Origin of the sequence: Armatimonas sp., assembly GCF_031410135.1 — a bacterium.
GTDB lineage: Bacteria > Armatimonadota > Armatimonadia > Armatimonadales > Armatimonadaceae > Armatimonas.
The window spans coordinates 1-9,316 of sequence record NZ_JANNYP010000863.1 but is presented as its reverse complement, the minus strand read 5'-3'; the positions used below and the strand labels follow the sequence as shown (position 1 = coordinate 9,316).

The following is a 9,316-nucleotide window of genomic DNA, read 5'->3' as shown; positions in this document are numbered from 1 at the left end:
GCGCGGCCTCCGTCGGCGGTGGGGATATAGAGCCGATCCGCAACCGGCGTGCGCAGGTCCGCGCCTCGGTCAATACCCGCGAGCCCGTTTTTAATTCCCATCAAGCAGCCGACATTGCCGCTGTTACAGTCTGTGTCCCAGCCTGCCGTGTTGGCAATCATCAGGGATTTCTGGAAGTCATCGTCACCGTAGAGTAGCGCAAGAATAACCACCGCGTGGTTGGGCACCATGTGGCAGCCGCCCCCGAACGTATCGTAGCCGTATTTCTCTTCAATCTTGCGTAGGGTCGAGCGCCAGTCGCGTGGCTCGTCGGCGTGCCAGCCACGAATATCGGCGATGAGCTGCCAGATTACCGAGGCACGAGGAATGTAGGTAATGGCTTGGTCCAGTAAGCGCCCTAGATTGCTCTCGGTGAAGGCCAGTGCTTCCATGGCTGCAATGACCTGCGCCCCGTAGATTGCCTCACCGTCATGGGAGACACTGGCGGCTTTTTGTGCCAGTCCCGCCGCTTTATCGGGATCGCCTGGGCAGAGCATCGCCCAGCCATCAATAAAAATCTGTGCCCCGATCTGCTCCGAGACAACTTGACCGTTCATCGCCGCACTCCCTGAGGCAGGGGGCACTACCCCGTGCTTGAGGCGCAGATAGGCGGTGTGCTCGGTGCTCACTCCCATGCCACCCCACCACAGAACGGTGCGTTTCTCGATGAGATAGTTCAGCCAAGTCTTGCCGATCTGCTCGGGCGTGATGTCGTAGGCATTGTTAAAATCTGGGAAAGCACGCGGGAAGGCAAATGTCCCCGAAATATCGTCATCGGTGACGATCAACGGCTTGCCGAGCTTATCGTGGACGTAGTACCAGACCTCGCCCAGCTCTTTTTCGATCTTTGCATTAGACCAGCCCTCAAAAGGACGACCCAGATAAACGCCGATGATTTTTCCCAGCACGCCTGCATAGACGCGCTCCTCGTAGTCGGTGGGTAGAGATGACATGCATAAATTCTACCCTATTCCGTCGCACTATGAGGTGTGGTGCTGCCCTTGCCGCCCCGTGAACGGGGCGTGACATGGCCTTCGGCCAGAAAGCCCGTGCCGGGCTGGAAAAAATATTTTGGTCGGTTTATCAGAATAGGGCTTGTTCCGCCGTTCTAGAGATGAAATGAAAGAAGTCTCTCCTCCCTCACGACGCAACCTTGTGGTTATCTCTCTGCACATTATCTGGGCAACCTGGAAACGCCAGCCACTCCTTACCCCAACAAGGGAGCGCTGTGCGTACCGTTGCATCACGGCGGAAGCCCAAAAGCTGGGAGCCACTGTGCTGGCGCTCAATGGAATGCCCGATCATGTCCATCTTGTGGTGCTTCTTCCCTCATCCCTCTCGCTTGCCAAGCTCATGAACCAGATAAAGGGAGTAAGCTCGCATGTTCTTAATCAGGAGACTTCTCCCCTGGGGCACTTTCGCTGGGGCAATGGCTATGCTGCATTCTCGATGAGCCCTCACCACCGTAATAGGGCGATTGCCTATGTTCAAGAGCAGAAGACCCACCATGCCGATCTTTCCCTCAAGCATGACTGGGAAACTGTCCCTGAAGACGAAACCCCACAAACGTAATTCAAACGCAATTCCCAGCCTGGCACGGGCTTTCTGGCCGAAGGCCACGTCACGCTCCGTTCACGGGGCGGTAGGAGCGGCAAGGGCCTCTTTAGCGTTTCTTCTGCCCGAGGCGATAGAGTAAGCGATGCCCGACGACAACTCTGACGACGATGACTTAAGCTTTGTGTATGATCCTGAGCTTGATGACGACTATGCTCCAGGCGGTCCTTTTGAGCGCTTTCATGACACACGAGTGCAGGCCAAAGTGGCTAAGAGGAAGGCGCAGGCAATGCCGGTGCTGGCTGAGGACGATGAGAATGTGCTCTTTGAGACGATCTACAAGCCCAGTCGTCACGAAGCGACTTGGCTCTATTCGTCGCTCAAGCCGTTCTTCGACGACCAGAAGCTCATTGATGACATTTTCTTCCAAGTAAAAGGCGGCAAGGAGGCCAGTGTCTACTGCTGCCATGTCCACCCCGATGCGCAGGAAGCCTTGGGGGGAGAGCGCGTGGCCGCCAAAGTCTACCGCCCTCGCCAGTTTCGCAACCTACGCAACGATGCGATGTACCGCCAGGGCCGCGCTGTGCTCACCGATGATGGCCGCGCTGCGAAGGCTACCGACACGCGCCTGATGCGGGCTCTGGGAAAGAAGACTGAGTTTGGGGCGCAAGTCCAGCACTCTAGCTGGCTCCTTTATGAGTACACCACGCTACAGAAGCTTTTTGCCGCAGGCTGTGCTGTCCCGGAGCCCTATGCGGTGGCAGAGAATGCGATTTTAATGGGCTTTGTGGGCGATGAGACCCGTGCAGCAGCGACGCTCATCGAGATCGTCTTACCCAAAGCGGAAGCGACGAAGGTCTTTGGGCAGCTCAAGGAGAGCCTGAGGGTGCTGGTGGGAATGGGCATGGTGCACGGGGATCTCTCCGCCTATAACGTGCTCTACGACGGCGAGAGGCCCACCATTATTGACCTGCCGCAAGTGGTGCGCTTCGACCAGAACGAGAACGCCGAGGCGATCTTCCTGCGCGATCTGACCCGTCTCTGCGACTATTTCCAGCGCTGCGGGGTCAGCTGCGATCCCGAGAGCTTGGCGCGGGAACTTCGGTCATAATCCCGTCCTCGATGCGCAAGATACGGTCGGCGGCAGCGGCAAGCCGATCATCGTGGGTGACCATCAGAAATGCGACCCCAGTCTCTTTAGCGATCTCGCGCATCAGGGTAAAGACCTCTTGGCCCGAGTGCGAGTCTAAGTTACCCGTGGGCTCATCGGCAAGCACCAGCTTGGGCTTGTTGCACAGCGCCCGCACAATCGCGTTGCGCTGCTGCTGTCCGCCTGACATCTGGCTGGGGCGCTTGCTGAGCTGGCTCTCTAGCCCCACCCGGATGAGCAGGCGCTTGGCGTAGGCGAGATCGTCTTTGTCGGGCGCACCCTTGCGGATAGACACGGGGATCAGAGCATTTTCCAGGCAGGAGAACTCGTCTAAGAGATGGTGGAACTGAAAAACAAACCCGATCTTCGTGCCACGCAGACTGGCTAGCCCATCGGAGCTGAGCCTTGCGATGTCCACTCCGTCAATGAGCACCTGCCCGCTCGTGGGCGTGTCGAGCGCTCCTAAAATATTGAGCAGCGTAGACTTCCCCGACCCCGACTGGCCCACTAGTGCCACAAATTCCCCGGCAAACGCCTGCATGTCCACTCCATGTAGCACCTCGACGGCCTTGTCCGTACCAGGGTTGTAGGTCTTGCGCAAGTTAATTGCCTGCACGATAGGTTTCTCGCTCATCTTAGGTCGGATCAATCCAGACTCGATTCAAAAATAAACCATTGAGTGGATCGAAGTCTTTGTCCGTTGTGAGGAGAATCGCACCTGTGACAGATGCCGTTGCCGCGATCCAGAGATCATTTTTACCGAGAGTATAGCCATTGGATTTTGTATAAGCATCTATGGTTGCATAGTCACTAAGAATGGCAGGGTCGTGAATATCAAGGCGAGCGAAGTAACTTAGAAGAGTACTCATTTGTTGCACTTTATATGTACCCCACGAAAGTTGGATAGCAAGTGAGCCAATCTCGCCTTCTGTTACGATGCTATAGACACAGCGTGGTATTGCATTCATGGGGTCATAGAGAGAGACAACTTTATTGAGCCAGGTTGGACTACTGCGAATCGCATGAACAAATATATTGGTGTCCAAAAGATAGAGTGGCAATTAGGAAAGCTCCTCAAGAATCTGTGAGATTTCCTGATCTGTCTCTGTGCCAGGCCACTTTCCGACAACTATATCCGTGAGTGACTTCCCATGAGGGACAGGGCATGCTTGCCGGGCTTCGGCGAGAACACGCCGCTGGTTTTCGTCGTGCTCCGCCTGGCTACGGTTACGAATCTGCGAGACAGCTCGTGCAAGGACTAAAGGGTTGCCATCCGGATCGCCATCTCCATCATAGACAGCCAGCCCTTGCTGGAGAAGCTGGTTGATGAGCTGTGGCACGGCAACGCCCTCACGCTCAGCCCGCGCAGCGAGGGCCGCTTCCACTTCTTGGGGTAGTTCCAGCATCACAGACATGGGGAAATTATACCGCTTTCAAGCGTCTCTAGGTTGGAGGTCTTGCGCAACGCAATTGTCTGCACAATAGATTGACTCATGATGTTGGTCTACTTTTCGTTCGCTTTTATGCGCCGCTTTCTTGGGGATGAACTCACTTTGTTAGTATCGGTCGTCGGTTCTGTAGTATCGGTCGTCGGTTCTGTAGTATCGGTCGTCGGTTCTGTAGTATCGGTCGTCGGTTCTGTAGTATCGGTCGTCGGTTCTGTAGTATCAATCACGGGCAAGATTTTATCTAATGATGTTTGGTTTAGATCAAGAATGGTTGTGCTCTGAGCAATAAGATTACCAATCAAGCGCTCTGTGATCTTGCTATAGAAAAGAGTTCGTAGTAGGCGGAAGAAATCGGCCTCACTGCGACAATCACAGCTCAGTGGCTGACCTCCGGTAGCTTGAATGCAGTACAAAAAGACTCGATCGGAGTCGTCGAGATAAGGGTCGCCACTTAGCTCCGCAAAGACGCGACTCTTCAGGCGGACGGGATAGGCACGCGCACCCACCTCAATCTGAAAGAGGGGGAAGCGGTAGTCTGCCAGGGCGGGGGCACAAAGCATAAAAACGGCGGCGGGGACGCTCCCTTGGTCTTGTTTTGCCTCCAGGATCACCTCACCGACAACCGCTCCACGGGTGCGCTCCCCTAAGAGTAGCGCGACTTGCCGCAGAACGGTTAGAGGGGCAAGGACAGGCGGAGCTACAAAGTGCGGGGGCAGAAGCTCCTCAATGGTGAGGTGGCTATCCACGGATCACCTCGACGGGGTTGAGCTTGGAGGCGCGGTTGGCGGGGAGAATGGCGGCGATGAGGGTGGCGGTGATGGCGGCTCCGGCGGCTCCGCCGAAGATCACGGGGTCGTAGATGATGTTGAAGAGCTTGTCCACCTTGCCAAAGCGTGCGGCCTGTGGGATGTTCTCTAAGAGTCGCAGGATGCCGTAGCCCCAGACACAGCCGACGAGTGCCCCGGCCAGCGCAACACCCAGGCCCTCTAGGGTGAAGACCGTGAGAATCTGCTTGTCTCTAGCGCCCATGCTCTTTAAGATCCCGATCTGCTTTTGTTTCTGAATCACCGAGACAATCAAGACTGATGCAATCGCAAACGAGCTGGCGAGCAGCACAAAGCCGCAGATCATGTCCCGCGACTGGTTCTGTGAGCGAATGGCATTGAGGATAAATGCAGAGTCTTTCATCCAAGACTCGGTTTTATACGGCAGGCTGGCATTGATCTGATCGGCAACGGCATCGGCGATAAAGGCATCGTCTAGCTTGAGCAAGATTGAGCTGATATTCTGGCCGGTGCGAAAGAGGCTCTGGGCATCACGGAGGGTGATAAAGCCCTGCCCAAGGTCGGTGGCATTGTTGCCGGTGTAGATAAGGCCCGCGATAGTGTAGTTCTCTGTCACACCCTGCGCCGACTGAACCCTTACCCGATCCCCCAGCCGCACACCCGCATCCTCGGCCAGCCGAATCCCGATCACGATCTCGCTCGGCCGCAGATCCAGCCAGCGCCCGGCAATGAGGTCTTTCTGGAGGAAGCTAATACGCTCCTGCTTGGCAGGCTCCGCCCCCGAGATCGTGATGGCGAAGCGCTTCTCGCCGCGAATCAGAAACGCACTCCCACGAACCGCTGGTGCGACCGTCGTGACATGGGGGAACTGTGAGAGCTGCACTTCGAGCTTCTGCCATTGCTCCAGATCGGTGCGCTGCTGCACGGACTTCTGCTGATTGGTCGCGAGGAGCTCGCCGTCGCGCTGCTGCGTCACCTCCGCGAGGGTCTTGGGGAGCGGATCGGGCGCTTTCACCGTCACGTGCGGCAGGGAGCCCACCAGATCCCCGATAAAGCGCCTCTGGACTCCGGTAATCAGGGTCTGGATAAAGATAATCACCGTCACCGCAATGGCAACCGCAAAGACCGTCAGCACCGTCTGCCCCCCGCCGGACACCAAGTGCCGCCACGCCAGCTTGCTTTCAAATCGCATTACTTTGTCTTTGTTCCGGGGCTGGGAGAGGGCTTGACGATCACCGGGTCAATTGGATCGTCGGGTTTGCGGCCCACAGGGGTGAGAATGACCTGCGTGGTGGCTTCGATCCCTTCGATCACAGGGACGCCATCGGGGCCGGGCGGGCCGACCGTGATGACTTTTTTCTTCACCGCGCCGCTCTCGGCAACAAAGATCGTCGAGATGCCGCCTATCGTCGTGACGGCGGTGAGCGGGACTACCAGGCGCTGGGTGGGCTCCCCGAGCTTGATATTGACGGAGAGGGTCTGGCCGGGGCGGAGCCATTTCGGAGGATTAACGGGAGTCAGGCGCACCTCGACGGTTCCTCGCTCCGTGTCCACTTGGGCACCCAGCTCACGGATCTTGGCGTTGAAGGTCTTGCCAGGGTAGGCATTCGATGATACCAGAGCTTCTTGCCCGGTCTGGAGCTTGCCTAGGTTTACTTCATCCAGGTCAATCCGAATCTCCGGCACCGAGGTTCGCACGAGCCGTACAAGCGCCGCATTGGGGCCGGTGACTCCTCCTGCCTCCGTGACGATCTGGGTGATGGTTCCCTCAAAGGGCGCAGTGACCAACACATCGTCGAGACGCTTGGTGGCCACCTCCAGCGCACGCTCCGCCTCTGTCAGGCGTGCACGAGCGACCTCGCGAGCACGCTCGGACTCACTGACACGATTACGTGTGACCGTCACATCCTCGATCCGTGGGCTTGCCAGCAGGCTGGTGAGCTGCGCTTTCCCCGATGCCTTTGCTCCTGCAAGTGTGGCCTCCGCCGCCCGGACTTCGGACTCCGCTGTACGCACATCGGCCTCGGCCTGCTCCAGCTGCTCGGAACGGGTGCCCGCCTTGAGCTGCCGCAAGCGTGCCTGAGCGTTCTCCAGCGTCCGTTTCGCCACCCAGAAGTTCGTCTCCGCAAGATCTGCCGTCGCTTGAGCCACGGCACCCTCCTTGGCGAGCTGGGTCTGCCGGTTCCGATCCCGATCCGCCTGTGCTTTGCTCGCCTCTGCCTGCTGAACCTGTGCCTCGGTGGCGTCTATCTCTTCTTCACGTGGCCCTTTTTTAAGCTCCACTAGCCGCCGCTGTGAGGCGATGAGCTTCTGCCTAGCCCCGGCGAGCCTTGCCTCCGCCACAGCACTGGCCTGATTTGTGTCGGCCTTGAGGCGCGTGATATCGGAAGCGAGGGGGCCGCGGGCGGCAACGGCGACTTGTGCCTGGGCGGTGCGCACCGCATCGTCGCTCTGGGCCAGCGATGCCCGCGCTGTCAGAACCGCATCTCTTGCCTGTGCGAGCTGAGAGCGCAACACTTCGTCATCTAGGCGGGCCAGGAGCTGCCCGGTGCGAACTTTATCTCCCTCACGCACTAGCACACTTGCCACGCGTCCGCTGATCCGTGCGCCCACGCTAGTCTCCAGCTCACTGCGAAGCTGCCCCGTGGCGGCGATACTCTCGGTCACGGTGCGGGTTTGCGGCAGCACTACCTCGATCTTCGGGGGACGAGAGCGCCAGTAGGAGAAGCCGCCACCCGCGGCACCGAGCACGACAAGGCCAGCAATGAGCTGCGGAATCTTTGGCATAGTACTCGTATTGTACCTGCCGGGAACCGGAGCAAGCGTTTATGGGTTATACTTTGTGAAAAATAGCACGGAGTAGTATCACCATGGCCTATGCAGGGTTTCGGGAGTTCCTGGAAAAACTAGAAAAAGAGGGCGAGCTGAAACGGATCAAGACGCCCGTTGACCCGGTGCTGGAGATCACCGAGATCGCCGACCGGGTGGTGCGCTCAGGTGGCCCAGCACTGCTCTTTGAGAACCCAAAAGGCAGTAATATCCCTCTCGTTATCGGGGTTTTTGCCACGAGAAAGCGCATGAGCATGGCGCTGGGTGTTGGGGACATTGAGGAGATTGCCAAAGAGATCGAGGAGTGGACCAAGCTCCCGAGCAGCATGCCCAGTGGCCTGATGGCAAAAGCGGTGCTCCTGCCGCAGATTGGGGAGCTGGCCAAGAACACCGCGCCGCGCATGGTGAGCCATGGGCAGTGTCAGGAAGTGGTGAAAACTGGCGACCAGATCAAGCTCTCGGAGCTACCGATCCTCAAGTGCTGGCCGCTGGACGGCGGGCGCTTTATCACCCTGCCGCTGGTCTTCACCAAGAGCGTGGACGGCAAGCGCAACGTGGGGATGTATCGCGTGCAGGTCTACGACGAGACCACCTGCGGGATGCACTGGCAGCGCCATAAAGTCGGCAACCGCCACCACGGCGAGTACGAGGCGCAGGGCCGCAATATTCCCGTCGCGGTTGCGCTGGGCGGCGATCCCGCGCTAACCTACGCCGCCACCGCGCCGCTGCCCGACATGATTGATGAGATGGTCTTCGCGGGGTTTCTGCGCAAGAAGCCGGTGGAGCTGGTGAAGTGCAAGACGCAGGACATCGAAGTCCCCGCCGATGCTGAGATTATCTTAGAGGGCTACGTCCCCGCAAACGAGCGCCGCACCGAGGGGCCTTTTGGTGACCACACGGGGTTCTATACGCTCGAAGACGAGTACCCGGTCTTTCATGTCACGGCAATCACGCACCGCAAGAACCCCGTCTACCCGACCACCATTGTGGGCCGCCCGCCGATTGAGGACGAGTGGCTAGGCAAGGCCACCGAGCGGCTCTTCCTGCCCTTGGTGCGCCTCTTTGTGCCGGAGATCATTGACTACAATCTTCCCGCCGAGGCATGTTTTCATAATCTTTGCATCATTAAGATCAAGAAGCGCTACCCCGGCCAGGCACAGAAAGTGATGAACGCGATCTGGGGGCTGGGGCAGATGATGTTCACCAAAGTGATTATCGTCGTGGATGAGTGGGTGGATGTGCAGAACCTCAAAGAGGTGCTCTGGGTGACCACCAACAACATTGACCCCGAGCGCGACACGCTCTTCACCCGAGGCCCGATTGATGTCTTAGACCACGCCAGCCGCCAGATGGGCTTTGGTTCCAAGATGGGCATTGACGCCACACAAAAGCTCCCCGAAGAGGGCTTCACCCGTCCCTGGCCGCCCGTCATCGAGATGGATGCGAGTGTCAAGAAGCGGGTGGATACCCTCTGGAGCCAGCTCGGACTCTAGAAGTTCGCTGTGAGCGTC

10 protein-coding genes are annotated in these 9,316 nt (G+C 58.1%); 3 read left to right on the top strand and 7 right to left on the bottom strand.

The features are described 5' to 3' along the window. On the bottom strand, positions 1 to 992 hold a 992-nt coding region (locus RMO15_RS31055), incomplete at its 3' end, for an ADP-ribosylglycohydrolase family protein (protein ID WP_309722434.1). Between the two features lie 166 nt (positions 993 to 1,158). Between RMO15_RS31055 and tnpA the strand changes: the two genes are divergently transcribed. Next, on the top strand, positions 1,159 to 1,611 hold the full coding sequence (gene tnpA, locus RMO15_RS31050; RefSeq protein ID WP_309722432.1) for an IS200/IS605 family transposase: 453 nt from the start codon (positions 1,159 to 1,161) through the stop codon (positions 1,609 to 1,611). A gap of 127 nt (positions 1,612 to 1,738) precedes the next feature. After that, positions 1,739 to 2,704, top strand: coding sequence for an RIO1 family regulatory kinase/ATPase (locus tag RMO15_RS31045; protein WP_309722428.1), 966 nt, complete (start codon positions 1,739 to 1,741; stop codon positions 2,702 to 2,704). On the opposite strand, the gene RMO15_RS31040 is transcribed toward RMO15_RS31045, so the two are convergent. The 6 genes from RMO15_RS31040 to RMO15_RS31015 form a co-directional block, all read right to left on the bottom strand. Next, the gene (locus tag RMO15_RS31040) at positions 2,661 to 3,377 is read right to left on the bottom strand and encodes an ABC transporter ATP-binding protein (protein ID WP_309722425.1); all 717 of its coding nucleotides are present in this window, start codon (positions 3,375 to 3,377) and stop codon (positions 2,661 to 2,663) included. The genes RMO15_RS31045 and RMO15_RS31040 overlap by 44 nt on opposite strands. 1 nt (position 3,378) lies before the next feature. Continuing rightward, on the bottom strand, positions 3,379 to 3,789 hold the full coding sequence (locus RMO15_RS31035) for a type II toxin-antitoxin system VapC family toxin (RefSeq protein ID WP_309722437.1): 411 nt from the start codon (positions 3,787 to 3,789) through the stop codon (positions 3,379 to 3,381). Positions 3,790 to 3,804: 15 nt separating this feature from the next. Next, positions 3,805 to 4,158, bottom strand: coding sequence for a hypothetical protein (locus RMO15_RS31030; RefSeq protein WP_309722422.1), 354 nt, complete (start codon positions 4,156 to 4,158; stop codon positions 3,805 to 3,807). A gap of 89 nt (positions 4,159 to 4,247) precedes the next feature. Next, positions 4,248 to 4,937 carry a hypothetical protein gene (locus tag RMO15_RS31025; protein WP_309722419.1) on the bottom strand — a complete coding sequence of 230 codons (690 nt, stop codon included), beginning with the start codon at positions 4,935 to 4,937 and terminating at the stop codon, positions 4,248 to 4,250. Next, entirely contained in the window at positions 4,930 to 6,168 is a 1,239-nt protein-coding gene (locus RMO15_RS31020; RefSeq protein WP_309722417.1) for an FtsX-like permease family protein, read from the bottom strand. The genes RMO15_RS31025 and RMO15_RS31020 overlap by 8 nt, the downstream gene beginning before the upstream one ends. Next, entirely contained in the window at positions 6,168 to 7,763 is a 1,596-nt protein-coding gene (locus RMO15_RS31015; RefSeq protein ID WP_309722415.1) for an efflux RND transporter periplasmic adaptor subunit, read from the bottom strand. Before RMO15_RS31015 ends, RMO15_RS31020 begins: the two co-directional genes overlap by 1 nt. A gap of 83 nt (positions 7,764 to 7,846) precedes the next feature. Here RMO15_RS31015 and RMO15_RS31010 point away from each other — a divergent pair, with 83 nt between their 5' ends. Beyond that, positions 7,847 to 9,298 (top strand): menaquinone biosynthesis decarboxylase, encoded by a 1,452-nt coding sequence (locus tag RMO15_RS31010; protein WP_309722412.1) that lies wholly within the window; start codon positions 7,847 to 7,849, stop codon positions 9,296 to 9,298. The last annotated feature ends 18 nt before the right edge of the window (positions 9,299 to 9,316 follow it).

What these genes read in the sequence shown, in the direction of transcription:
- tnpA (WP_309722432.1), top strand. Translation starts at nt 1,159, where the DNA reads ATGAAAGAAGTCTCTCCTCCCTCACGACGCAACCTTGTGGTTATCTCT.
- RMO15_RS31045 (WP_309722428.1), top strand. Translation starts at nt 1,739, where the DNA reads ATGCCCGACGACAACTCTGACGACGATGACTTAAGCTTTGTGTATGAT.
- RMO15_RS31040 (WP_309722425.1), bottom strand. Translation starts at nt 3,377, where the DNA reads ATGAGCGAGAAACCTATCGTGCAGGCAATTAACTTGCGCAAGACCTAC.
- RMO15_RS31030 (WP_309722422.1), bottom strand. Translation starts at nt 4,158, where the DNA reads ATGTCTGTGATGCTGGAACTACCCCAAGAAGTGGAAGCGGCCCTCGCT.
- RMO15_RS31020 (WP_309722417.1), bottom strand. Translation starts at nt 6,168, where the DNA reads ATGCGATTTGAAAGCAAGCTGGCGTGGCGGCACTTGGTGTCCGGCGGG.
- RMO15_RS31015 (WP_309722415.1), bottom strand. Translation starts at nt 7,763, where the DNA reads ATGCCAAAGATTCCGCAGCTCATTGCTGGCCTTGTCGTGCTCGGTGCC.
- RMO15_RS31010 (WP_309722412.1), top strand. Translation starts at nt 7,847, where the DNA reads ATGGCCTATGCAGGGTTTCGGGAGTTCCTGGAAAAACTAGAAAAAGAG.